Consider the following 25779-nt stretch of genomic DNA (forward strand, 5'->3'; position numbering starts at 1 on the left):
GTTGCGCTGACCGCTTGAATCCGCCATTCCATATCGCTGACTCGATTCTCGGCCCGGAGAACTGCCGTCGGCTGGGCATTCGCAGTAAGGATGACCTTCCCCCGGGAACCGTCGGGCTGGTCGGCTCTCTCATTGCAGCGGTCACCCACGCTCCGTGCATTGTGGTCGGTGGGGGCCTGATCAACGGCAATCGTCGCACTTACGGACCGGACTGCGAGATACGGGCGGTCCGCGGATTCCTGACGAAGACGACCATCATGCGCGACGCGGGCCAGAATCCAGAGGTCATCGGGGATCCCGGTCTGTTGTTGGCCGAAATCGAGCCGGCGCCGGAGGTTCACGATCGGAAGCCTCTCGGGTTCATCGTCCACGCTCAGGATCGCGAGATGTTCCTCGACAGGTATCCGCAGCATGCCCAAGACATCGTCGACAACTATGCCCCACGCGAAGAATTCGTGCGGCAGCTCGCCGAATGCGAGATGATCGCATCGACCAGTCTCCACGGGTGCATTTTCGCGCATTCGTATGGGGTTCCTGTAGCGCCGTTCGTGCTATCGGACCAGCTGTACGGCGGGGACTTCAAGTTCCAGGACCACTACTCCGCGCTGGGTTTCGACGTGCAGCGCAGGAACATGCCGGAGACCATCGACAAGATCGTCTCGATCATCGATTCCACGCCGCAGCCCGACGATAAGCAGTTGCAGCGACTCGTCGATCGTCAATGGACGGTCATTCGGGAAGCGCTCACGTCGACCGGGGGATGACCTGTGGCCCTGGAGGGCCGTGCTATGCACCGCCTTCCAGGGCCACAAGTAGCCGCCGCAGCTCAGCTGAGGTTCAAGGCTTGAAACCGTTCGACGAAGTGGAGGTAGAAGGAATCCACGTAGTGGAACGGCGAGAGACCCCAGCGATGTTGGCTGTTAGCGACCAGTAGGTCCGGAGAGTATTCCACCGTATGGCAGTCCAAGATCGTGGCGAGGTGCGAGTACATCTCTCGGAGAGCCCGGTTGTGCGTGTCGACATCGAATTTCTCGCGCAGATCGCCGCCGGCATCGTCGTGCGTCGCCCAGAAGGCCTGGTTCAGAACTACTGTCCTGCCGTGCAGGGCATCGGCCATGACATCGGCGGCCCTGAGCCATGCGGCCTTATGAGCGGGAGCCCCGATCTTCAGCTGTCGACCTGAGCCGCCCCGGAAACCGGCTCTTGCTGCTTCGGGGCTGACCGCGATCAGTCCATTCGCGGATTCTGCGACTCGGATTCTCTCGTCGATGAGGTCGAGAACGACCACCTCATCCGTCAGTTTCGTCAGCGCTGCGGGGAGCTGCTTCTCGAGGTCCCTTTTGACCATACGTCTCTGGAACGGGCTGGAGATGGCGTTGAGGTCGAGGTCCTCAGGAACGGAGTCCGGACGCCTGCCGAAGGCTGAGATCAAAGGCGACCGAGCGAAGTAATCGGCCAGGGGCGGTAGGCCGTCGAGCTGGAAGGCATCACGGGACACGCAGCTTCCGTAGATGAAGGCTCTGCGCGGACTCGCCTTCTCGGGGGGCGCTTGCTCCACCTGATGCCTCTCGTCGGGGTTCTGATACGACATCCAGTGCCAGTCACCCCGGTGGCGACCAGCATCCGATGCTGATTTAGAGTATCCGCGGAATTCCCGAATCGGAAACCCTGTGATGTCCGGCTGACTTATTTCTGCCGTGCTCCGCCACGCAGCCGATCATCGATCACGGCGCCGATTCAGAGGTTCATTGGATTTGAAGGTGTAGGCGGGGTCTGGAGACGCGGGTTCCGGCTGTCGATCGTGTTCCCGGCTGTCAGCTCGGGAACACTGAGACGCCACCACCTTGGCCCCGAATGGGTCCTCGTTCGGCCTTGCCGATTAACGAAAGGCTCCGGCTACGGCCTGGCGTTGGGGAGCCGGTCGATGGGCAAATACCCAGAAGCACGTTTTCTATGGTCGGATATATCAACGGTTCCCGGAAGGTGATCTCACGGCAGATAGCTGTTGATCAACCTCCACGGCCCTCGTGGAGAGAGTCATGAGCACCACCGCTGACCAAGGCGTATGCATGGCCGACTCTCGGAGCGCTGCAGCCAGCATGTGGGCCGGTCAGGGGATAGGCTGGCCCATGGCCCCCGCCTTTCGAAGAACATGAGGACCCCCCATGCGCCGCATCCCCCTGTCAGTTGCCGCTTCCGTCGTCGGGCTTCTCGCCTTGTCAGCCTGTGGCAGCGAACCGCTCACCGAACGTAGTTTCGACTCGGTCGCCGATCTCAGATCGGCAGTGACGGATCAGGACCTTACGTGCGACAGCGAAGACGTCGTCCATGGAGATGGCTACAAGGAATCGATGAGCTGCGGCGACAACGTCTGGCTGATCCTCTTCGAGGATGAGCAACAGAAGAATGCACGAGTGGATCAGTACGAGGAAAGCAATTCCAGTTACGTGGATGGGCCCAACTGGGTCGTCGTCGCGCCCCAGGCAGAGCTGGACCGGATCACCAACTGACATCGTTTCGCCGGCGCGTTCCGGGCGGCTGACAGATTGAAGGAGTTGAGCTTTCGATGGCTCGGATAGGACTGGTCGGTTTCTTCGGCTGGGGAAACTACGGTGACGAGCTTTTCCTCACCAACTGGCAGAACACGATCGGATTGCATCACGAGGTGTCCGTCGTGCACGACCTGCTGACCACCCCGTATTTCTCGCGGCAGGCATCCGATATCGCCGCTGAATACGATGCCCTGGTGATCGGGGGCGGGGATCTGATCATTCCGAACAAGATCTCACCACTGTACTGGAATCGCGCGTGGCTGCAGCGGCCGGTATATATCAGCGGCGTGGGAGTGCCCACATGGGTGAAGCACCACGCCCCGGATGTCATGGATCGGTTGCGGAACTTCTTCCAGCATCAGAACGTCCGCCATATCGGCGCCCGCGACGAGGAGAGCGCGCAGTGGATCCGACGTCATCTGGAACCCAAGGTCCCCGTCCAGGTGCACGCCGATCTTGTCTTCAACATGTCGTTGCCTCCCGCTGTCGAGTTCGAGAAGCCGACTATCGGCATCAACCTTCGTACTCACCGAGCGGACTCCGATCCCTCGCATCTGGTGGATGTCTGCAAGACGTACTCCGCCAGAGGCTATGACGTCGTGAACCTGGTGCTCGGCACGGGCCGTACCCGTGCAGCGGATCTCGAAGTAGCTCAGGCCTTTCCCTTTGCGGACCAGATCGTGCTGGACTCCGAGAGGATTGACGACCTCTCTTCTTGGATCGGTGGCCTGGATCTGCTCCTCTCCAACAAGTTTCACGGGACGGTCGTGGCGACCATGTACGGAGTCAGTTCAGTGGTGCTCTCGGCCACAACGAAGAGCCGCAATCTATACACCCGGCTCGATCGCCGCCCGCTGCTGTCCGCAAATGAGGATGCGCAGATGCTATCCAAGGCGGACCTCGCCCGGATGCCCGTCTCTTCGGCAGCCGTCCGTGAACTGGAGTCGGAGGCAGCGGCCGCGGTGCGCGCACTACAGCGCAGGATCAACGCAGACTTCCCGGGACGTGCCCCGGAGCGGACGTCCTGATGCAGGCAAGACAAGGCGATACGGATTTCCCAGATTCAGCCAACCAGCCGATCTTCAAAGCGCTGGAAACGGCTGATGCCAAGCTGGCTACGGCCACGCTCCGGGCTCTGTTGACGGCTCACGAATATGAGACGGCGACCGCACTGATGCAGCGATGGGGCACCCGATTCGACAGCGATGCCGAATACCTCAAAGTGCAGCGAGCGGTCTTCGGCAAATTAGGAGAGCTCTCCGAGGCGCTCAGGGTGAACTTCCGACTTTCGGAGCTGAAACAGGTCTCCCCGAGTTCGCTGGCGCTCCTGGAGGGACGTATCCGTGAACTGAGTGGCCGGATTCCTCGTATCCAAGGACCGATGAGGCCTATTACGCCGGTTTCGGATCGACGGATAGTCCATATGGTGAAGGAGAGCCGCCCTTATCTCTCCAACGGATTCACATCCCGTAGCCATTATAATTTTATTGCCGAGAAAAAGGCCGGGCTTGAACCGATCGTCATTACTGAACCAGGATTTCCACGATCGGTTCTGAATGAACTTCCCCGATCAGAAATTCTCCTGGATGGTATCGGGCACTACTTTCTCGACCTGGGATCCACCGATCTGAGCAATCTTCCAGCCGACCGGTACTTGCAGCTCTTCGCGGACATGGCCTATGAGCGGATCGCCAAGATCCGCCCTGCCGCCATCCATGTCAGCTCGGGCAGGCGCGGCTACGAAACTGCACTAGTGGCACTGGCCATCAAGGAGAAAACCGGTATACCGGTGATCTACGAAGTACGATCCTTTTTCGAGAGCAACTGGACCGGCGAGGTGCGGTACGAGGCTCAGGGTGAGATCTACGAATCCCGCAGACGGGTGGAACTCGATTGCATGCATCGTGCCGACCTCGTCTTGACCATCGGGGAGTCCATGAAGGATGAGATCGTCGCCCGGGGGATTGCCGAATCCAAAGTCGGCTTGGTTCCCAATGGGGTGGATGTCGAGCGATTCACCCCGCAAGAGCGCGATGTGGAACTGGCGGATCGTATTGGCGTCGGGGGACACCCGACTTTCGGCTACGTCTCCAACATGGATCACTACCGCGAGTCCCAGGAGACCTTGATCGCCGCGACAGCTCACCTCGCCCGTGCCGGCCGCCCAGAGCACTGCGTCCTGGTCGGCGACGGGCCCCGACGCGAGAAGCTGGAACTGCTGGCGGACTCCTACGGGGTCATGGACCGCGTCCATTTCACGGGCCGGGTGGATCATGATGACATTCCTCGCTACTACTCCCTGATCGACGTTTTCGTGGTGCCCAGGACTCATGAACGGGCCGCAACATATGTGACGCCTCTGAAGCCCTTCGAAGCGATGGCCATGGGGCGCCCAGTGGTGGTGAGCGATCTCCCCGCATTGTCGGAGATCGCTCCGAGCCCCGAACGAGGGTGGTCATTTCCGGTGGACGATGCCCGCGGCCTGTCGAAGGTGTTGTGCGAAGTGTTCGACGATGACGAGGAACGTGCACGTCGTTCTCAGGCGGGTCTCGATTGGGTGCGTGGTCATCGCCAGTGGAGTCACAACGGGCCCCGCTATGCGCAATACCTGACTTCCGTTCTGAAGACCGCCGCTTCCGGGGAAGGAGCCTGACGGCATGCTCGTCCACCTCAACGGTTTCCGCAGGGAGGCCACCAGCCCGGTGCAAGAGATCCATCAAGCGATCCGGGCTGTGGGTACAGACCCCAGCCCTCACCTGCTCGGTTACACTGCTGTGGCTAGGGTCAACCCCTTCCAGGCGCTGCTCTATCGGTCTTTCCCCCAGAAGGGCGTCGCCGTAGCACCCATCCTGAATGGATTCGACTTCGCTGCCCTGCCACAGTTCCACCGGCTGTCAGCCTCACAGACGGTCCATTTTCATTGGATCAACTGGGTCATCGGTGAGGCCAAGGACGCGGCACAGGCGGGGATCAAGGCTCGTGGCTTTCTGGGGAGAGTGGACCAGTTCAGAGAACGCGGCGGAAAAGTGGTCTGGACGGCTCACAACGTCTATCCACATGACGCGCGGTTCATCGATGAAGAGCTCACGCTGCAGCAGGGCCTGGCGGACCGCGCCGATGCCGTCCATGTCATGGCCGATGCCACCGTCTCCGCGATGGACGGGCTGCTCGACGTCGAGCCCGGCAAGTTGGTCGTCGCCCCCCATCCGAGCTATGTGGGTGCTTACGAGGATTTCGTTTCCCGCGCTGAGGCGAGAGCCGCCCTGGGCATCGACGGCGATGAAATCGTGTTCGTCTTATTCGGTGCGCTCAAGGCCTACAAAGGACTTCATGTGCTGCTCGATGGATTTCAGGAGTTGTGCAGGAGAGACAGATCTACTCCCTATCGGTTGATAGTCGCCGGCCATCCCGACGAGGATCCCGACGTGCGCCGGTTCGTCGCTCGATGCGCCGCCGACCCTCAGGTTCTCATCGAGCCGCACCGCATTCCGGGGACGAAGGCGCAGTACTACCTGAGGGCAGCCGATGCCGGTCTGGTGACCTACACACGGTCGCTCAACTCAGGGGCGGCCTTGCTGTATCTCAGCTTCGATCTGCCGGTGCTGGCCACCGACACCCCGGTCTTCCGGGAGGCTCTCCCCGGCAGTTTCGTCGAGTACGTCGAGAAGCCTGGGGAGACCAGCCCCGGAGAAATGGCGGACCATCTCGAAGGAATGGGCAGGCTTGCACTCCGAACCACGCCCGAGGAAGTCCAGAACTCGATCACGGCGCTCAGAAGCGATGTGGTCAGCACAGGATTCCATCGTGACCTCGGCCGGGTCCTGGGTTGGTAGGCGATTCGAACATGGCAAGCACCCGCAGGGACCTTTCACGCTACGCTCGTCGCACCTCGGAATACGCAACAGCGGATGATTTCCTGCGTCATTCACTCAGCGGGCGGGAGATCGTGTCGATCGGTCAGACGCATCCCGTCGATATCCATGTCAGCCCTGCTCATTCGGACACGACGGTCGTCGTATTCCACGCGGCTCTGACCAAACGCAGTACTTTGCTGCCCGTCTTCACCGGCGCCAACATGTTGAAGCCTTTCAAGGTGAATCTTGTCCAGGTGGCAGACCCTGGACTGTATGCCGATGACGAACTCACCATCGGCTGGTTCGCCGGAACCGCTGTTCACCCAGTCCAGCAAGAACTCGTCATGATCCTCAGACATCTAGTGAGCGAGCTCGGCGGCTCGAGGACGCTGTTCTTCGGCGCCTCGGCCGGGGGATTCGCCGCTTTGTACTACGGGAGGAATTTCCCCGACGCGACGATCGTGCCCGTCAATCCGCAGACCGTCCTGGAGAACTTCTCGCTCGAACATCAGACCGCCTACTGCACGACCGCTTGGGGCGCCGCACCGACCGATGTCTGGGAGAATTCCGTGGACGCTGACCTCCGCCGGATCTACAACGGTGCCAACCACAACGACATCCTGTACATCCAGAATGTCACGGACGCCCACGTGGAGCTGCACATGCAGCCGTTCCTCGGGAGCATTCCCGACGAACGGGTAGAGGTGGTCCGGGGTGACTGGGGCGATGGGCACACGGCGCCTTCGCCGGAGGAACTGACTCAGCTGCTGACACGGGTGCTCGACCGCTGAAGCCCTGATACTCGGCGAATCGCTCAGCGGAGCACTTCAGCCAATGCCAATAGCCTTCCGGGCATGCCGTGGGTATGTCCCAATGGAATGCTGGGATCACGCACCGTCCGGCGCATCTCCTCCGCGACCGAGGACCATTGCTCGGAGAGACCAGATCCGGCGACCACGCGCGCGGCGTCATCAATCAAAGGACGGACTCCATCACGGTTGACCCGGCCCCGGATACGCGAAGCATCGACAAGTCCGAGCAGCGTGGTGCTCGGCCCGTCCGCGACATCATGAGGGTTCCCGGACACATGATAGGTACTCAATTCAGCGCTGGAGATCGGACCTCCGAGGAGACGGAGGCGTTCAACCACTTGGTGCGGCGATCGGTCCTTGACCGGCCGATCGAACGGCCGGGCCGCCAGGGATGGGCTCAGCAGGACCAGCAGGTCATCCGGAACCTGCTCCGGTCCCGTCATCAGCGGTGAATAGAGATCCGGGCTGACTTTGCTGAGGCCGACCAGGTTCCGCTGTTGCAGAGGACGCAAACCAAACTTGCTGACCGGGGTGAAGCGTCCACCGTGTATCGCGTTGCGAAGGAGCAGATAGTGCCATTCCGCACTGAGATGACGTCTAGGGTCGATGCCGCTTTGGACCAGCACCTCCTCCGCGATAGAGCGGACGCTCTCCGCAACCTCCGGCTGAGTTCTGGCAATGGAGGTCACGATGGCCTGGAGGGGGCGCTGCCCGTAGTTGCCCTTGTACAGCTCGGATCCGAAACCGGCAATTGCGAATCGGCCCTTGGCCCGCAAAGCGTAGGCCTGAATCCTCAAGGGGTAGTAGCTCAGGCAGTTGTCAGAGAACCACAGCGCCAGGGGGTTGGCGACTCTGCGCAGTTCATCCGATCGGCTTTCGATGGAACCTCGCGCCCCCAAAGGGAAGCCGAACTCGGTGGAGAGCTCTGTGACGACCTCATAGTCACGTCGATGCTGCTCGGATGTGTTGGTACACGAGTATCGAGCGGAATCGCGAGCCGCAGGGGACAGGAGTGCAGCCGCAAGGCAGATGCGCGAGTCCTTTCCTCCCGACAGCGAGAGCCGAGCGTGCTCCGGACCCGAGGACGCGACCGTGTTGATCAATGAGCCGATACGGATGCCCGCGAGTCGCAACTCGGCGGCGTAGTCAGTGCTCGGGGGACTGAAAATCTCAGGCACGGGCCGACCGACCTCCAGGGCGGTACAGCTCGGCGAATCCAGGGGCAGTCGCACGTGGCGTCCGACGGGAACGTATCTGATGTCCTTCACGGGCGTCCGAGACCCCAGCAGTTGCCCGGACATCGAGTTCCGCCAGAGCATCGCACGGGCGACACCTTCATCCAAGACCACCGGTAGTCGCAGTCGCCGCCGCATCTCCATCAGGACGTAGGCGGAGTCGGAGACCATGGTGAGGCCGGGAACGGAGGTCACGAAGATCGACATGCTCCGGTAGAGATCCGCGGTGATATCGACACCGTGCTGGTCCCACGCTGCGCTGATATAGCAACCCGGCAGTCCGTCTCCGAGGGCGGGGCGCCCCTCCGCCAGCACTCCGCGGGCGCCGTACATGATGCGCTCATGGCCGTCGTCGACGGCGAAGCCCGAAAAGAGTCCGGTCCCGGGGAGAAGGTCGCTCTCCGCGCCCTTGGCGATCCAGCTCAGGTGCCAACCACCTGCCAAGGTTCGATGTGCTATCTCTTCAGAGGGTCCTAGCAGGTTCTCGGTGAGCCGTCCTTCGGCGGCCGACCGCCCTTCGTGCCTGAGGATGCAAAGATAGTTCGCCACTATTCCTGCCCAGATGATGCGCTAGCCGCGAGCTGAGGCTCGAGTGCTCGGACTTCCCCCGCCGACGCGAAGAGAGTCCGAGCAGGTCCCCGATCATTCACCGCGTGGACTTCATGGATCCTCACGGATACCCGACTGTACTTCGGCCATGACTGTGCGGGGTAGCAACGACCGTTGACGAACAACGAGACCCTGACCGGGATCTCCTGGATACCGGAGGTCCTCAGCCGCAAGAGGACGGGTTCCTTGGAGCGGGCGAGATCATCGACGAAGACGTGTTCTCCGACCTGCACCATCGTGGTGATCTTCCCGAGGTTCTGTTCGCGTTCGTAGTTGCTGGTGACGCTCAGCGACACCTCCACCGGTGACGCGCTGTCCAGGTTCAACGAACACCGGTTGTGGATCGCTTGCCCAGCGACCGGAGAAGTCGTCGGCAGGGAGATGTGCAGCGCCTTCGGGGAGTCGAAGAGAACGTTCAACGCTCGCTCGGGGATTTCCAGCTCCGTGGCGGAGAACTCGGCCTTGGTGAAGGCAGCTACCGGTTTCTGGATCACGACGCCTGGGGCCTCTGGTTCATCGGGACGCTCGGCCGGGATCTCGTAGACGGCTGTTCGCACGGGTGCCCGGGCCACGCGCATGGCGGCCTCAGTCAGCGCCGCGCTGGATTCCACTTCGAGGGCCCGCACCGCCTCTGCGGTGCCCGGGTCCATGATCCTTCCCTCCGCGATGGCCGCATGCGTCCGCTCGTAGATGGGCTCCCATGCGCTGGTCAGCGGCAGGGCGAAGTCGCTTCTGCCGACCTCTTCGAAGTGGCGGGCGACCTTGGGATCGTAGACCAGGCCGATCGTGGGCAGGCCCCGGCGGTGGGCCAGGAGCGCTGCGTGCAGGCGCATGGTGATCAGTGCATCGAGCTGACCGATGCATTGATCGAAGGAATCGAACGTCGGCGGATCCGGCATCAGGAAGAAGGAGATGTTCGGCGACAACCGTGATCCAAGCTTCTCCAGAATAGAGCGGTCATGGGTCGCGCCGGCTTGCATCGGAATGCCGACAAGGGCGAGAGGTCCGTGCGCGGCTTCGGCGTTGATTGCCTTCTCGACCTCGGCCAGAACCGCGTCCATGTCCTCGCGTGCCCAGCGCCGCAGATTGACCCCGACGAGCCTACGACCTTCCGCTTTCAGGCCCGCGATGGTCTCCGTCGAATGCGCCTGGGTTCCACCGTCCGGCAGGTTGATGGCATAGACCACATCGGGTGCTGAGCGCACGCAGGCAGCGTCGATGCCGGTATTGACGATGGCTGCCTTCGAGTCCTCATCCCGGACAAGGATGGACTCGGTCTGGCCGGCCAGATAGCGGACCATCGCCTGAGCATCCCGGTCCTGCAGCGGACCGGCGCCCAGGCCGATCACGTGGTAGGGAATGCCCAGGACCCGCCCCATCAACGGCAGGTTGCCGAATCCTGCGATCGACATCGTCGAGCCGTTCACCAGGCTTGCGAGGCCTCCAGCCCGGTTAAAGGTCAGGTCATGCCACAGGCCGCCGCCTCCCACGACCACGGCATCGGCTGTATGGAGCTGGTACGCGCTTTCGTAGACGTCCGCGCGCTTGAAGGCCTGAAGGCCATGGTGCAGTTCCACCTGGCGCGGGTTCTCAGCGGCGACGACGACCTGGATGGCCGGGTCTGCAGCCGCGAGCGCGGAAGCGATGGAACGCAGGATCAACTCGTCGCCCAGGTTGCCCGCCCCGTAGAAGCCCGACAAGATGATCTTGCGTGCACGGGGGAACGACTGGCCGAGAGCTTCCCGTATCTGCCCGATGCGCTCAGAACTCAGCCAGGGGGTGGACTCGGTCGAGGCGTTGCGGATGGTGTCGAAAAGCTCCATCCACCGGTGTTCGTACAAATGGTTGTCCACTAGACGTCGAAAGCCGTTAAGCCGAATCCGCTCATATTCGGCAGGATCGCTGAGCAGGTGCTCGATCTTCGCCGAAAGGTCATCGTCGTCGGTGTATCCGATGATTTCCTCGCCATAGTCGAAGAATCGAGCCATCTCCTCGAACTCACCCGTCGCAATGACAGCACCTGCGCCGACGGATTCGAAGACTCCGCACTTGATATTGATGTACCCCGCTCGGGTGAGCGGGAAGTTGATATGCACACGTCCCATCTTGAGAGCTTGAAGTGCTTTATCACCTGCGACAGGCTCGCTGCCGGGGACATCCCAACCGCGGCCGTACGTTTTGACGTCGAACCGGCGATTGAGCGCCGTCATGGTCTGATTGCGGTCCGGTCGATTGTTGGCGTGTCCCAGGCAGATGACGTCGGCCTCCATCGATGGGTCCTCGTCCACCTCCTGCGTCACGAATCCACGGTCGATTCCGAAGGGGAAGTACACGGTGTTCATAACACCCTCATCCCTGTACATCTGCAGGGAGAGTTCCGCGTTCGTCGTATGCACGTCGAAAACGTGCGCATGATCCTTGATACTCGGGAAGACGTCGGGGTCACTTAGAGTGATACCGACCAAGACGATCCCTTGTGCTTTCAGCCACGCCGCATCCTGGTCGGTAAACGTCAGTCCGCCGGCACAGCAGATGATCATCTGCGGGCGGAAGTTCTCCAGCACGGGGGCCAGCTTCGTTGCCTGCACGTAGATCGGTCCGTTGCCCCCTGCTGCCCGCTCCGGGTTCTCCGTGATGCGGTGGAACTTCAGGTCCAGATCCAGGACGTGGTGCCCGAGGTTACGCAAGGATCGGGATAGCGACGAGACGATATCCGTGGTCCCGTTGATCGATCGTCCGAGAAAGAGAATGCGCCAGTGGAAGCCCTGGTCGAACGTCTTGCTCTCGAGTTCGGCCTTCAGCTGGTTGATGCTCTGCATGATGTTCTTAAGCTCCGGATTCGGGGGGATGGGAGAGGGGAGAGTGAATGGGGAGAACGGCGTTCAGCATCGCTTGGGGACCAGGGGGGAGGTCCAATCCGCATATTCGTCCAGCAGCGTCTGACCGAGCCGCGCGGCCCTGTCCAGATCGAGCCCCAGCAGGGGAGAGGCTTCGGGGCGTTTGATCTCTACAGTATCGACCAACTGATGCACCACCGCGATCTGTGTCGCTGAATACCCGGGCTCACCTGGGCGGATACCTCTTATAGGATACGGTGCCAAATGCGCCCCTTGGTACACCAGAAGGCTCTGGACCGCCATCGTCGGCACCGAGTGGGGGAGGACCCCGTGGTGAATAGCGAGCGCCGCAAGCGTCCCCGCCGCTTGGCCGATCGCGGTTACCGTCGGGTGCAGGCGCGTTGCTGCAGCAGCGATGCGGGAAGCGGAGATGTTCTTCTCAGCCGCGATCAGCGGGAGTGGGGAACGCGGGATGAGCGAACCGAGCGGGATGGGGAACGGTCCTTCCCTCCAGGTGAGGGGTTTGTCCGCCAGGCTCTCGCTGAGGTCTTCTTCCATATCGCGGATCGTCCGCCCACCGTGCAGATCCGGGGGATAGGTGCCGACCGCGACGGCATGCGCATCCCAGGGAGCCAGAGTCCGGTTTCCCCGACGATAGATGGTCTTGCCGGTCATGGTGTCCCGTCCGATGATCCGGGGGGACTCACGCACATAGGGGATAGGCGGAAAATGCCGGACGATGGCTTCCGGCAGCCCGGCCACCACACGTGGGTCCCTGCAGCCCGGGCCTCTATCGAATCCCTCGTCCGTGACCACGCTCCAGTCGAGGCGCAAGTGATGCTGCAGGAAATATATGATCGCGAGCGTCCGGAGGATGGCCTCGCGGTCATAGCGAACCCGGGAGAGTTCGTCGGTGAAATAGGCCGCGGTAATCGGCTGATCGTTGTGGTAATTAAGCGAGGTGCGGGTGATTTTCTCCCATTGCGAACCCGTGTAGTTCACGTCACCCGCAAGGTCCGGGGCGGCCCGATAGCCGGCAAAACCGTTGTCATGCCCGATCCTCGCTTTTCCGGGCCCGAACGGGTAACCCCGGACGATAGCGGGAATGAACTCGTGGAAGCGCTCGGGCGGTTCTTCGAGCCTCAGTTCCGCGGGCATCGTTCCGGGTTCGTACCGACGGATCATCGCCGTCTGCGTGATGTCCTGCAGGACGACCTCTTCCAGGTCGGTAGTCGAGTATCCGGTTCCATCGGATACCGCGTTTCCGAGTCGATGCGGTACGAGGGAGAGGCGAGTCACGGCGCCGTCTTCCGTGGCGTCGATGATGAGCTTGCCGGAGATCGGGCCTGAACTCGTCGACAGCTTCGCCGCTCCGGGCCGGATCTCGGCAGACTCGATGTGAACGTTGCGATACGTTCGCACGCCTGCTTCTTTCAGCATCTGCGTCAGCACTCGATCGACCACTACCGGGTTGGGGGCGAAGGAGGTGTCCCTGTACTGCGAGACATTCAGGTGGCGGCGAAGTCGGTATCTGTAGACGTCGTTGATGCGCGACCGGAGTTCCTGCCATAGCCCATGGCCGTTGATCTGATCGTCGTAATGCTGAGTGACATCCATGGCAGAGACCCCCGCCGGACCCGCCTGACCACCCAGCATGTGAGTTGGTTCGATCAGGACTACCGGGGCCCCGAGCCGAGCCGCTGACAGGGCAGCCGCGCATCCCGACAACCCCCCTCCTGCCACCACGAGTCCGGCGTACAGGGGAAGCCGCCGCGGCACGGTTGACCATACTTTGGCGTGGGCGGGGGAGTCGAGGAGATGCGTCATTGTTGTCTCACTGTTCGGGGGAGGGGCAAAGAGTGCGTTCAGGAAGCCGCGAGGAGAGTGTCCACCGCGCGGGTGATAGCACTCTTGGCGCTGCTCTCGGCTTCACGGACGGAGTCCGTGGGAGGCCGTCGCCGTACGACTTCCAACAGCTGGGTATCGCTGAACTCTGACGGGTGCATAGCCAATTCGGGATCTCCGAGCTGGCAGGCCAAGGCGCTGATCTTATGGGTGGGACGAAGTGATAACGAGGGGATTCCATACCTGCTTGCTACGACAGCTCCGTGGAATTTGGCGCTGAATAGACAGCGGTAACCACTGATGGCACGCATAAGATCCTCGATCGAATCCGCGGTCCGGAAAGGCACTCGCGGTAGCTCCGACCGGAGCCCTTCGATCTCCCGCTGCCTCTCGGCACCCGTAGCCAGGACAAGCAGCTCCATAGTGACTCCGTGGGCCTCTCCCCACGTCAAGAGCCGTCTCACGACTCGTCGGTCCTCCTCGCTCGGCACCTTTCGCAGGACGATGCCCATCCGGTCGTCCCGCGGCGGAACGGGCGCAGGAAGATCCGTGGCAAACCCCAGGTCCGCGGAGACCCCAACGGGCCGTGCGGGGTCCAGGTGCTCGCGGAGCCACGCTGCGCTCGCCCCGTCACGGGCTCCGATGGACCGCACCATCTCTGAAGAGAAGAACGTGGTGAGGCGTTCCAGGACGTCGCTCCGTTCTCGGCGTCTTTCCAGCGCGACGCCGATTCCTTCGATGACGATCGGCTTCTGAAGCCAGGAGCGGTTCCAGTACAGGGGGGAGATGGCGTCCGGGTGGACCAGGTCGCCGCCACCGATGACCAAGGCGTCGAATCGGCGGGCGACGGAGTCGGCCGGTTCCTCGAAGTACGGTCTGTGAAGCAACGTGTTCACTTTGCGGGCGATGGCTGACCCTGCGAAGGCATCCGACCAGCAGCGCAGCATCAGTTCGTCCCCGAAGTTGCCCCACCCGAAGAACCCGATGAGGCCGACGCGTTTCATGGCTGCCCCTCAGCCCGCACCTGCAGACGATTGGCCTGGGGATCGCCGTCGAAGTGAGAGCAGGCATAGTCGATCCAGCTGCGGATTCTCCTCGGCGTCGGGGGATTCGTCCCCTTGCAGTGATGCTCGAGGACGAAGGCCACTCGGTCACCTGTCACATTCTGGAAGGGAATCATGTGCTTGCGCATGTTCGGCTCATCGCCTGTGTTCTGTATGAACCAGGCACGGCCGCCGGTGTACTGCCGGTATAGCGAGGAGAGGTCGACTCGCCCGGGCTGGTCGCGGGCGAGGTCGGCCACGGTGTCATATCCGGGGAAAGCCGACTCGATGAGCGTCTTGGCCGGCCCACCTTGTGCGTATGGCCGGATGTCCGTCTGAGGCGAGAAGGCAACGGCTAGGGAATCCTTGATCCTGGGGGCCAGGGAGAGGGCGGCGAAGCCGCCAGCGGAAGCCCCCGTCAGGATGACCTTGGACGCCCCCAGCTGCCGGGCTGCCTCCTGTATCATCCCGGCAATTCGCTCCGGCACTACTTCTTCAGTTGTCCCGGCGTACCAGCCCACCCGCAGGTTGGGTGACGCGTAGAGCGTGGGGTCGGCCAGGAACAGGACGTGATGGGGGAGGTCACGAAATTCCTGAAAACGTTCGAAGTATGGCAACCCATGTTTTTTCCGGTCGAGCGTGCCGTGCAGCGGAACCACGAGAGTGTCGGAGGCATCTCGGCGCAGGAGCAACGAGTTCATCGGAAGCGACGCCCCAGAGGGGTCGGCGATGGTGTGCCGAACCGAGGCTGCCGTATTCAGGAAGTCCGGAACCTCCGATGGACGCCATCTCAACTCCGGGAGATCTTCTACAGTCTCCGCCACATGCCGGCCCGGGGCGCCCTTTGGATTCCCGCGAGGCACCGCAGACCCGGCGTCGGCAGCACGGACGGCTCTCAGGACGTCGGCCTTGACCATGGGATTGTGACCGGCGACAGCGTCCTCATAGTGGTGGATGCAGAGACCCTCCGTCAGAGTCGGGTGCTCCCTCATGAAGCTCTCCACCTGTGGCAGATCCACCACCCGGTCGTGATCGGAAGCCACATTGACCCAGTAGTCGATCCGAGCGGGCTTCTTCCTGTGCTTCCACAGCTGCAGCACGCTGGTTCGGGTCGGGTACTGGCTACGGATGGTGGCCGGCAGGATGCCGTCGAACCTGGCAGCTCGCAGCTCGTTGACGGCGCCGGCCATCCACCGCGTCCAGTCGATCTGGGCATTGTTCACGACGGCCCGCGAGCCCGTATCGAGGATCGCAGCGGACCAGGCCCAGAAGCCACCGGCCGAGGATCCGAAATAAGTGCGCTGTTCAGCTGACTGGGCACCGAGCACGGATGCCAGCAGACGCACGGCCTCCACGGTGGCCGGAACGGCGGTGACGTCCCGGGAGACCTGGCCCCACGCGAGGCTCAAGGCCTCCGGTCCGATCGTTCCTGGATCGGCCACGTAGATCTGCGACCACGGGATGTCCTGCCACCAGGTCGAGCGCTGGAATACGGGTTGCCCCTGGGAGCGCTCGAGGTCTACGGCGCCGTTGAACAGGGTGATCACTCTGGCGTCTTCCGTCGGCTCGCGGCGCACCACCAGCAGGGGGACGAGACAGTCGCCCAGGTCCACATCCAGGCGGGTGGGTTCGTCCAGGGGGAAGAACTCAGCCAGCAGCGTGCCGAGATCAGCGGGGGCCAAGCACGGAGGATCGGCGTTGTACTGGGGACGGGTTGACCGAGGGGCGTCGAGCGCAACACAGGTCTGTCCGGCGGGGTCTTTGGCTTCGAAGACGATGTCCTCGATCTGAGCGCGGCTGGCGTTCGACCATGAAGCGGTGGCATGCCGGTCCACCAGAGCCATGACGGCGACAGAGACGATGGAACCCGCCCGCAGATCCGTGACCGTGACGTGCACCGGGGCCTTGGAGATGCCTCCGTCCCAGCTGGTGTGCATGCGGCCGTCGACCCAGACCTGGCACCTCCAATGGCCGGCGGCTGCGGCATATCCGTAGGTGGAGCTCAAGGTGAAACGCAGTTCGCCGTCCTGCGCAGTGGGCTCGAAAACGCGATGCGCGGCGCTGGCCGGAAGGAAATGCTCCTGGGGGATGATCAGCTGCGCACCCTTCGCGGCGAGCAGCTCATGGCCCTGGGGGCCCCTGATCTCCAGGTGACCCTGCAGAGGCAGTCCGGTCGGCGATCCCGCGCCGTCGCCCCCTTTGTCCCGGGTGATCTCGTAGAGATTGCGGTAATCATTGAATCCGGGGAAATTCAACGGCGGGGCGGCGCTGTTGATGAGTTCCGAGTAGAAGAAACTGGAATGCCGTTGTTCCAGAGGGAAGGACAGGGTGAGCTCCAGCAGAGCCCTCACATTCATGGTGGCGCAGGTCTCGAAGGCGATATCGGTCTCGTTGCAGATCTCCGCGGACCAGCGCCCCAGGCGGACCTCCCAGTAGAAGAGGTCTTTCCGGTGCAGGCCGTGCAGATCTCCGTCGTAGCCCCAGCGTTCATAACCGGCTCGGAAGTCCTCCTGGCGCTGGGCATCGGGGATGTCGTCGTCGTCTTTGCCGGTGCGTATCGAGCGCTCCTGCTCCAGAGCCTCGAAGGAGTCCTCGTCCCTTTTCCTGGTCCAGGGGCTCTTGCCGACCGCCGCGGCGTTGCCGCGCAGGTGGATCACGTGGTCCTCGGGGAAGGCCTGCAGGTAATGCGGCAGAAGCCACCTGCCGTGCTTGACCAGCGCATTGGTGGCCATGTGCTCCCGCTGGCCGGGGGTCAGGCGGAGCTTTGGTTCGTCGGTGTAGAAGTAGGTGTGCGAAACCGGCGGTATAAGTTGCAGGAGCTGCTCGACGAGGGTCCTGTCCCGGACCAGTGAGCGTTGCAGTTTGGTGCTCTTCCTGGTCACCGTGGCTTTCGTCGAATAGGTGAACAGCGCCAGCCGGTCCAGGTGCTCCAGCGACAGCGCCAGCCCGGTCCGGCTGTCCCAACCCCCTGTGATGGACATGATCAGCCGGGCATCGAGGGCGACGAGGTCGCGCATCATCCGTTCCCAGCGGGTACGGAATAGATCCACCCTCTCCTGGACGCTCAGATGCGCGTACGGGTTCTCCCGGCGCGGGTAGAAGCGCTCGATGGACCACGTGCCGAGCTCCAGCGAGTGGTTGGGCAGCAGCGCCTCCACCCCCAGCCGCGGTGTGCGACCCCACATGGTCAGAAAGCTCGCCAACCCCTGCTCGGGGGTGCGCAGCGGATGCGGCTGCAGGCGGTTGACCAGCTCCACGTGGCTGGCCACCACATCGGCAGTCTCGGAGAAGTGCACCGTCCTCATCCCGGTGGCGTCCTGGTAGAGCACGGGAGCACGATCCCCGGGCCCACCGCGGAGGATGATGTAGCGACCTCCATAGAGGTCGAGCTGCTCCAGGAAGGCCTCCTCGGAGCGCCCGAGGGCTTCCACCAGACGCTCCGAGGGCGTCAGCTCGCGAACGTCGTCACCCGCGTAGAGCAGCAGACCGTAGCTCAGCACCCATTCGCCGTCCTCGCCGACCGCCAAGGAGGGCTCCACCGCGGGGTCGTGAGAGAAGAACCAACCTGAGCCCTGCAAGGCCAACGTCAGCCAGCCGGTCGGCACCTCCAGTGCATCACCCGTGCGTAGGAGCGCGAATCCGCGGGGGAACAGGCGGGAAGCGGCCACAGATCTTCTCTCACTGGGGGGGGTGGGTCGGCCGAGCACGGCACGACAGGGGAGGGTGCGCTGGCGCGGGGTCAGTCCTGGGGCAGGTCCGGATTGAAGTCCGCGATCCGCTCACCGATACCGAACATCTGCTCGATCGCGGCGATCGTCCGCTCGGCCGCCCGGCCGTCGCCGTAGGGGTTCACGGCGTTGGCCATGGCCTCGTAGATGCCCTGCTGGTGCAGCAGGGTGTCCACTTCCTCCACGATGCGCTCCTCGTCCGTCCCGATGAGCTTGACCGTCCCGGCCGTCACGGCCTCCGGACGCTCGGTGTTCTCGCGCATGACCAGGACCGGCTTGCCCAGGGAGGGAGCCTCCTCCTGCACGCCGCCGGAATCGGTCAGCACGATGTCGGCCACGGCGAGCATGCGGGTGAACTCCCCGTAGGCCATGGGCTCGGTGACGTGGACGTTGGGCTTGCCCTCGATGGCGGGCAGGACGGCCTCCCGGACCACCGGGTTGCGGTGCGCGGGCAGCACGATCGTCAGATCGGGCTCCGCCTCGGCGATGCGGGCCAGGGCTCGTCCCACGCCGCGCATGGCCTCGCCCTGGTTCTCCCGCCGATGGGTGGTGACCAGGAGTGTCTTACCGGAACGCTGGGCGATCTCCTCCAGCTGGGGATCGGAGAAGGGGAGCGCCTTCGCCACGGTGTGGTGCAGGGCGTCGATCACCGTGTTGCCGGTGACCACCACGTCCTCGCCGTTGATCGACTCGGCGATCAGGTTCCGCTTGGAGATATCGGTCGGAGCCAGGTGGAGGCTGGTGATCTGGGAGGTGATCTTCCGGTTGGCCTCCTCCGGGAACGGGGAGAAGAGGTTGAATGAACGAAGGCCGGCCTCGGCGTGGATGACGGGGATCCCGCGGTAGAAGGCCGCGATGGCGCCGGCGGTCGACGTCGTCGTGTCACCCTGGACCACCACGGCGTCGGGAGTCTTCTCCTCGAAGATGGCGTCCAGGCCCTCGACCGTGCGGGTGAGCACGCCGTTCAGGGTCTGGCGCGGCTGGATGATGTTCAGATCGTGATCCGGGGTGATGTCGAAGATCTCGTTGACCTGATCCAGCATCTCCCGGTGCTGGCCCGTCACGGTGACCACGCACTCGAAGTTCGGCGACTCCTTGAGCGCCTTCACGATGGGGGCCATTTTGATGGCCTCGGGCCGGGTGCCGTAGATGGGCATGATGGTCAGGGTCATGAGGGCTTCTTCCCGCTGCTGCAGTCAGCTTCTTTGGTGTTCGAGGGGGACTTCCAAGAAGCATAAATGAGGATGTCCCCCATTACGTGGTGCGCGACGCCACGTCACGCCGGTCAGAGCTCAACCATGCCGGCCCGGTGAGCTGCGATGACCAGCTGCAACCTGTCCCGGACCCCGAACTTGCTCACCAGGTGAGTCACATGCTGTTTCACGGATTTCTCGGTGATTCCGAGCGTGTCGGCGATCTCCTTGTTGCGGCATCCCGTGGCCAGGTGCCGCAGCACCTCCGCCTCCCGAGTGGTGAGGGTGACGGCCGGGGGCAGTTCGTCACGCCTGTCGGATTCCCGCAGGTGCCCGACGACGGCGTCCAGGGCCGTGGGGGAGAGCTCCGTCTTCCCGGAGACGGCTCGGCGGACGGTGGTCAGGATCCTCTCGGGGGGATCCGACTTCAGCACGTAGCCCAGCGCCCCGGCACGGAGTGCGGGCACGACGGCGTCCGCGGTGGTGAATGTGGTGATCATGACCACCTGGGTGGCAGGCAGGATGCGCAGCAGCTCGGCGGTGGCCTCCACCCCGTCCACCCGGGGCATCTGGATGTCCATCAGCACGATGTCCGGTCGGAGGTTCGCCGCCATCTGCACCGCCCCGCGGCCGTCGGCGGCGGTTCCCACCACTTCCATGTCGCCGGCACTGGCCAGGTACACGGACAGCGTCTCGCGGACCACGGCCTCGTCGTCGGCGATCAGGACCCGGTACGGGCGGCCGGTAGCACCCGTACGGGCACCAGGATGTCTGCTCAAGGGAACCGCCTATACTGCCGAGTCCGTTAAATCTTGTGGCTTTCATGACACGATGACGGATTCCTCCGCACAAGTCGCCAGTTTGAGAATATCCTGGATACGTGCGGAATGGATCCTGACTCCCCAGGTCAGGCGTCCTGCTTGCTCCGCGCATCCCCCCGCCCCGTCTCGCATCCTGCAGGAGTACCAATGCCGATTCTCAACCGCTCTCGAAAAGCCGCAGCCGCAGCCGCCATCGCCGGGTCCATGTTCCTCAGTGGAAGCCTGGCGACGGTCGCGATTGCACCCTCCATCGGGGCTGCCCCCGCACCGGCCCAGACCACCTCCGTGGTCAAGGCCGAGCCCGGCGTGTTCGTCAGCCTGCTGTGCCTCTACTACGGGCGCTGCTCGAGGTAATGTGACGCCCGATTCATCCGACGTGGGTCCGTGGACCGCGATTCAGCGCCGCTGGCCTGAACTGCGGGTCACGGACCCACTACCTGTTCCCGCGCTCCTCCGCGTCGGTCTCAGCGTGGTCGTCGCCATGCTGTGCCTTTTCGACGTACTGCAGTTCACCATCACCGGTATCCATGTCTCGCAATCGCCTGGAACCGATCCCTGGATGGAGGTCCTGGGTACCGTTGGCGGCACCTATCTGCCCATACTGGGCACGCTGGCCGGGCCCCGACTGGGCATCAGCACACTGGTCTTCGCCTACGCCCTGGCGCTGATGACGCAGTCGACCTATGCCGTGTTCGTGCCAGGTGTCCTGTGCACCCTCGTTCTCACCATGTGGCTGCGCTGGGGCGTGGGCCTGACGGTCCTCGGCGCTCAGTGGCTCGCCGCCCTTGGCCTGGGAATCTTCGTCACCGAAACAGATGCATGGGCCGAGGTCGTCGCGCTGTGGGCACTACTCAGCTTCGGCGCGCTCCTCGGTTTCACCACGCGGTTCTTCCGATGCCGCACACTCCTATCCGCGCGCACCATCGCCCGCCTGGAGCACGATGCCGCCCTGGTGCGCGCCGCAGAACGACAAGAACTGGCCCGTGAACTGCATGATCTGGTCGCCCACAACGTCACGGCCACCGCGCTGCGCGCCAATGCAGGATTGCTCTCCCAGGACGCGGACATGCAGCGCACGGCGCTGAGGGATATCGCCAACGGCGCCAGCGGGACCATCGCCGACCTGCGCAGGCTGGTCAGCATCCTGCGCGAGGAACCCGTGGGCATCTCGGCCACCCGGATCTCCCCGCTCGACGGATCGAGTCAGTCCGCCGACTCCTCCAAGCCCGCCCCGCCCACACCCACGATGTCCATGGTTCTGCAGAACAGCGTGCAGATCCTGCGGGACTCCGGCTTCAGGAACATCGAGGTCCAGGAAGGACCGGACTGGGAGTACGTCACCACCTCGGTCCGCAGCGCCTGCCAGCGGGTGGTCCAGGAGGCCTGCGCCAATATCGTCCGCCACGGTTCGCCCGCCGGTCCCGTCTCCATCCGCGTGGAGATCGTCAGAAACCGCGCCCGCGGTCCGCGCGCGGAGGTGGAGGTCTCCAACAAACTCGCCCACGCCCGCCGTCGTGAGGTCTCCACGCCGGCGGCGGTACTGAGCACCGGCGGATTCGGTTTGCTGGGCCTCCGGGAACGCGTGTCGGTCTTCGGCGGCGAGCTGACCAGCGGGCCCAGAGAGGGCCGCTGGATCGTCCACGCACGGCTGCCCCTGCAGGAGATCGATCTGCCCTAGTGGGGGAGGGTCTTTCCCCGTTCTGTATACGAGCCTGAGAGCCGGGACTCGATGTCTGTGCGGTACGGTGGACACGACATCTTCATGTAAACGCGGTCCCCACCGATACGCCGCGCCCCTGCCCCTCCCGTTCTGATTCATCTAAGGTGATGACGCCGTGAAACTCGGACACCGCCCAGAGCACTCCAGGATCCATTTCAAAGTCCAAGACGCCACTGGACTGAACATGGTCCTCAGCCGGGACGTGCTCCGGCGTACCTACGCGGCCGTCAAAGAGCTGTGCCGCCACTTCTGCGAGACCGCGGCCGATTCGGATGGGAACGCACTGTCGATCTCGTTCATCGAATCGCAAAGCGGAGACATCGTCTTCATCGTGGACGATCTGGGTGAGCTCTCATCCGCGTCTCACCACAGGCTGCGCAGATTCCATCGGGACTCCCCCTCCTCGGACGGCATTCGACTCGCCGCTCAAGCGGCCATGCGGAATACGGTGTTCCTGGCTCAAGCGACCATGTTCGCGTTCGAGTTCGGGGGAGTACGGCCCGTTCCCGCATCCCAAGACGGTCTCGTGGACCTGGTGTCCGAGGAGACCTCCCAGCGCCTCCGCGTTCCCGCCGAGGTGGCCCGTGCATTGCTTGATCCCGACATGCAGGACACCATGCGCGAGTTCTTCGCGGCGATCGGCGAGCAGGGCGCAGCGTCGATCGTGATCGGCCTGGACCCCGATACCCCGGAGCGCCGACTCGAATTCCTGATCCCCGCGATCGATGACGTCATTGACTTCGTCGACGGCGCGCCGCTGCCTGTCCAAGGACCTGCCTGAGGGCGCTCAGCCCCGGGGATTCAGGCTCCTGAGGGTTCAGGCGCTCAGTCCAGAGGGCCCATGCCCGAGATGCCGGTCCCGAAAACCTGCCGCCGTTGCGTGCTGGTCATCAGTTCCCGTAGAGGGGCGTCGTCGAAGATCGCTTTGGCCAACAGCACCTCGAAATCGGAACTCTTCACCTGCTGATGGAACTCCTCCGTCAGATCCAGGACGATCTCGTGCCTCCTGTTCGGGCACGTGGGGTCGCGCACCACGACGATGGTCTTGAGGTCCGGTAGGAGAAAGCTGGTCAGCATCTGCCGGGACGCCGCGGCAACCTCCGGGACGGAGAAGAAGAGTGTGAACACCAGAACCGGAATCCTGAAGGTGCGACGCTCGTCGATGACCACGGTGCAGAAACCGTCGTCGTCGCCTTTGGAGCTGACCCGGATGCTCTTCGCAACGACCAGAGGAGGAACGCTCTGGATGGTCGCGGCGAGCATTTCCGCGCCCTTGCGCAGCCACATGTGAGCCGCTTGACGCTTGGCCTCCGGCACGGGAAGCAGAAACCGCCAGACGGCCGACCTGGGGTCCATGGCCACCAGCTGGATGGTGTACGTGCCCGGCACGGGGCTCTGGTAGTTGACCGCGATCTGGGGCAACCGGTCGCCCATGTCCTGATCTTGGACCATCAGCGAAACACTATGATTCAACATGGAAAGCATGCCACGGCGGGTGGCTTGCAGAACGGCTTCGGAGGGAACGAAGGGGCCATTCTTCCCCTCCAATCGAACCTCTACATCCACGTGGGTGATCAGCGCTTCACCTCGTCGCGGCAGACTCATGTCTGAACTCCTCTCGGTCGCGGGCAGAGAAACGCGGCCGGGTCGCCTTCAAAATGTAATGCCTGCCAGCGGGGGAGAAGGCAGACAACGACGTAGCGAGTATACGGTCAGTGAGGGACAAGTTCATTCTTAGACCTGTAAACCCCGGTCCTCGTGTCTTCGCGCGTCCCGGCTCGGGGCCAGAGACGCCGCTCGGGCCCCGCCGTCAAAAGGTGCGTGAACGCTAGGAGGTCCGGCGACGGCGGGCCCTGAGCCCCGCCACCAGCCTGCGCGTCCTGGGGGCCGCAGTGGAGACCGCGAGGTATCCGGACAGCGCTCCGACGGCTCCGGTGCCGCCCACGAGCAAGGGGATCCTGAGCCTGCTGAACCGCTCCGGGTCGGATGCCACCACGTGCGACATGCCGTTGATGGTGGCGGCGATGACCGCACCCGCGATCAGCTGGTGCCCGATCTTCTCCGTCTGCTTCAGCAGCGGCTGCAGCTCGTCGGTACGCAGGTGGACGTCGAACCCCCCGCGCTCCAGCACCGTCAGGACGCGTCGCACCACCTCCGGGGCCTCGGCGCCCATCTGGAGGGCATCCTGGAGGATGTCCCGGACCCGCCCGATCAGGGCGTCGGGAGAGAGGCGCTTGAGCACGAAACGCTGGGCGTAGGGCTGCATGACCGAGACCAGGTCGAAGTCCGGGTCCAGGCTGGTGCCGATGGCCTCGGCCGTGAGCACCATACGCAGGAACAACGCCGACTGGCGGGGCAGGCGCAGGCCGTGCCGCCGCAAAGTGGAGACCAGGTCTGTCATCAGGGCGCCGATACGGACCTCCGAGAGCGGCCGGTTGGCGTATCGGCGCAGCATCCCCTCGATATCGCGTTCGAGCTTGCTCCGGTCCAGATCCTCGCGCGAGGTGTCGGTGAGGGCCAGCAGGCCGCCGGCGGCCCGGCGGGTGTTCCCCTGGACCACTCCCATCATCAGGGTGACCAGGCCGTCCCGGAACTCCTCGGAGAGCGTCCCGACCATGCCGAAGTCGATCATGGCGATGGAGCCGTCCCGCTGGACGAAGAGATTGCCGGGGTGCGGGTCGGCGTGGAAGAAACCGTCCTCGAAGATCATCTTGGACAGTGCGTCCGTGGCCGTCACCGCGACCTCGTGGCGGTTCAGGCCGGCGGCGTCGAGGCCCGCGAGATCGCTGATCTTGAACCCCGTCATGCGCTCCGTCGTCAGGACACGGGTGGAGGTGGCCTCCCAGAACACCTCGGGAATGAGGATCGCCGGGTCCGCCGCGAAATTCTCGCGCATTCTCTCCGTGTTGCGGGCCTCGGTGAGGTAGTCCATCTCGTCGCGCATCGAGGAGGCGAACTCGTCCACCAGGCCCGTCAGGTCCTGGTACTGCACGCCGGGCCAGTACCGGGTCAGCAGCACCGCGAGCTCGCGCAGGATCTCGAGGTCGCGATTGACCTCGTCCACGATGTCGGGGCGGCGGATCTTGACCACCACCTCGGTACCGCGGAAGGTCGCCAGGTGGGCCTGTCCGATGGATCCGGTGGCCATCGGCACCGGGTCGATGTGCTGGAGGATCTCCTCAGTGGCCGTCTCGGGCTGCTCGGCGAGCATCTCGCGCATGACCTCAGGCGGGATGGGCGGGGTGCTGTCCTGCAGCCCGGCCAGTGCCTCCGCATACGGCGGCGGCAGGAGATCCGGCCTGGTCGAGGCCAGCTGCCCCAGCTTCACGAAAGTGGGGCCGAGTTCCTCGAGCGCGAGGCGCAGGTGCACGGGCTGGGACTGGATCTTCTGCGGGTCGATCAGGCGCACCTTGGCCAGGTAGGACCGCCATCCGGGCTTGAGCCCGCCCAGGACGAACCCGAAGCCGTGCTTGGAGAGCACATCGAGGATCTGAAGGAGTCGTTCGCGCCTGGATATCATCCGTCGCCGT

At 63.6% G+C, this 25779-nt stretch carries 19 protein-coding genes; 9 read left to right on the forward strand and 10 right to left on the reverse strand.

The genetic code is table 11. The features are described from left to right. Positions 1 to 764, forward strand: a 764-nt coding sequence (locus tag FCK90_RS13780; RefSeq protein WP_220433346.1) for a polysaccharide pyruvyl transferase family protein, incomplete at its 5' end; no start/stop codon positions are given. Between the two features lie 62 nt (positions 765 to 826). Here FCK90_RS13780 and FCK90_RS13785 read toward each other — a convergent pair. Continuing rightward, entirely contained in the window at positions 827 to 1591 is a 765-nt protein-coding gene (locus FCK90_RS13785) for a DUF6270 domain-containing protein (RefSeq protein WP_281347459.1), read from the reverse strand. A gap of 574 nt (positions 1592 to 2165) precedes the next feature. Here FCK90_RS13785 and FCK90_RS13790 point away from each other — a divergent pair. Genes FCK90_RS13790 through FCK90_RS13810 form a run of 5 tightly spaced genes read left to right on the forward strand, consistent with a single transcriptional unit; the run spans position 2166 to position 7197 of the window. Continuing rightward, positions 2166 to 2510, forward strand: coding sequence for a hypothetical protein (locus FCK90_RS13790; RefSeq protein ID WP_158034888.1), 345 nt, complete (start codon positions 2166 to 2168; stop codon positions 2508 to 2510). Positions 2511 to 2566: 56 nt separating this feature from the next. Then, a complete protein-coding gene (locus FCK90_RS13795; protein WP_158034889.1) occupies positions 2567 to 3580 on the forward strand; it encodes a polysaccharide pyruvyl transferase family protein in 1014 nt (337 codons plus the stop codon). Then, the gene (locus tag FCK90_RS13800) at positions 3580 to 5205 is read left to right on the forward strand and encodes a glycosyltransferase family 4 protein (protein ID WP_158034890.1); all 1626 of its coding nucleotides are present in this window, start codon (positions 3580 to 3582) and stop codon (positions 5203 to 5205) included. The genes FCK90_RS13795 and FCK90_RS13800 overlap by 1 nt, the downstream gene beginning before the upstream one ends. A 4-nt stretch (positions 5206 to 5209) precedes the next feature. Next, complete coding sequence (locus FCK90_RS13805; RefSeq protein WP_158034891.1) at positions 5210 to 6385, forward strand: glycosyltransferase; 1176 nt, start codon at positions 5210 to 5212, stop codon at positions 6383 to 6385. Between the two features lie 11 nt (positions 6386 to 6396). Continuing rightward, positions 6397 to 7197 (forward strand): hypothetical protein, encoded by an 801-nt coding sequence (locus FCK90_RS13810; RefSeq protein ID WP_158034892.1) that lies wholly within the window; start codon positions 6397 to 6399, stop codon positions 7195 to 7197. Positions 7198 to 7220: 23 nt separating this feature from the next. On the opposite strand, the gene FCK90_RS13815 is transcribed toward FCK90_RS13810, so the two are convergent. The 7 genes from FCK90_RS13815 to FCK90_RS13845 form a co-directional block, all read right to left on the reverse strand. Beyond that, the gene (locus FCK90_RS13815; protein WP_158034893.1) at positions 7221 to 9002 is read right to left on the reverse strand and encodes a hypothetical protein; all 1782 of its coding nucleotides are present in this window, start codon (positions 9000 to 9002) and stop codon (positions 7221 to 7223) included. Then, positions 9002 to 11881 carry a polysaccharide pyruvyl transferase family protein gene (locus FCK90_RS13820; protein WP_158034894.1) on the reverse strand — a complete coding sequence of 960 codons (2880 nt, stop codon included), beginning with the start codon at positions 11879 to 11881 and terminating at the stop codon, positions 9002 to 9004. The genes FCK90_RS13815 and FCK90_RS13820 overlap by 1 nt, the downstream gene beginning before the upstream one ends. 63 nt (positions 11882 to 11944) lie before the next feature. Further along, positions 11945 to 13726: an FAD-dependent oxidoreductase gene (locus tag FCK90_RS13825; protein WP_158034895.1), complete on the reverse strand. Its 1782-nt coding sequence runs from the start codon at positions 13724 to 13726 to the stop codon at positions 11945 to 11947. 38 nt (positions 13727 to 13764) lie between these two features. After that, on the reverse strand, positions 13765 to 14748 hold the full coding sequence (locus FCK90_RS13830; RefSeq protein ID WP_158034896.1) for a polysaccharide pyruvyl transferase family protein: 984 nt from the start codon (positions 14746 to 14748) through the stop codon (positions 13765 to 13767). Beyond that, a complete protein-coding gene (locus FCK90_RS13835; RefSeq protein WP_158034897.1) occupies positions 14745 to 18455 on the reverse strand; it encodes a hypothetical protein in 3711 nt (1236 codons plus the stop codon). The genes FCK90_RS13830 and FCK90_RS13835 overlap by 4 nt, the downstream gene beginning before the upstream one ends. A gap of 71 nt (positions 18456 to 18526) precedes the next feature. Next, on the reverse strand, positions 18527 to 19687 hold the full coding sequence (gene wecB / locus FCK90_RS13840) for a non-hydrolyzing UDP-N-acetylglucosamine 2-epimerase (RefSeq protein WP_158034898.1): 1161 nt from the start codon (positions 19685 to 19687) through the stop codon (positions 18527 to 18529). A gap of 113 nt (positions 19688 to 19800) precedes the next feature. Further along, on the reverse strand, positions 19801 to 20487 hold the full coding sequence (locus FCK90_RS13845) for a response regulator (RefSeq protein WP_158034899.1): 687 nt from the start codon (positions 20485 to 20487) through the stop codon (positions 19801 to 19803). 189 nt (positions 20488 to 20676) lie between these two features. Between FCK90_RS13845 and FCK90_RS15445 the strand changes: the two genes are divergently transcribed. The 3 genes from FCK90_RS15445 to FCK90_RS13855 all read left to right on the forward strand — a co-directional run bounded on the left by FCK90_RS15445 (position 20677) and on the right by FCK90_RS13855 (position 23030). Then, positions 20677 to 20883, forward strand: a complete 207-nt coding sequence (locus tag FCK90_RS15445; protein ID WP_181954327.1) for a hypothetical protein — start codon at positions 20677 to 20679, stop codon at positions 20881 to 20883. A gap of 1 nt (position 20884) precedes the next feature. Further along, positions 20885 to 22207 (forward strand): histidine kinase, encoded by a 1323-nt coding sequence (locus FCK90_RS13850; protein ID WP_181954328.1) that lies wholly within the window; start codon positions 20885 to 20887, stop codon positions 22205 to 22207. A 157-nt stretch (positions 22208 to 22364) separates the two neighbouring features. Then, on the forward strand, positions 22365 to 23030 hold the full coding sequence (locus tag FCK90_RS13855; RefSeq protein ID WP_158034901.1) for a hypothetical protein: 666 nt from the start codon (positions 22365 to 22367) through the stop codon (positions 23028 to 23030). 44 nt (positions 23031 to 23074) lie between these two features. Here FCK90_RS13855 and FCK90_RS13860 read toward each other — a convergent pair whose 3' ends face one another. Both FCK90_RS13860 and FCK90_RS13865 read right to left on the reverse strand, forming a co-directional pair. Continuing rightward, positions 23075 to 23854, reverse strand: coding sequence for a hypothetical protein (locus FCK90_RS13860; RefSeq protein ID WP_158034902.1), 780 nt, complete (start codon positions 23852 to 23854; stop codon positions 23075 to 23077). 223 nt (positions 23855 to 24077) lie between these two features. Then, positions 24078 to 25769 (reverse strand): ABC1 kinase family protein, encoded by a 1692-nt coding sequence (locus tag FCK90_RS13865; RefSeq protein ID WP_158034903.1) that lies wholly within the window; start codon positions 25767 to 25769, stop codon positions 24078 to 24080. Between the last annotated feature and the right edge of the window lie 10 nt (positions 25770 to 25779).

The organism is Kocuria coralli (genome assembly GCF_008831305.1).
GTDB lineage: Bacteria > Actinomycetota > Actinomycetes > Actinomycetales > Micrococcaceae > Kocuria > Kocuria coralli.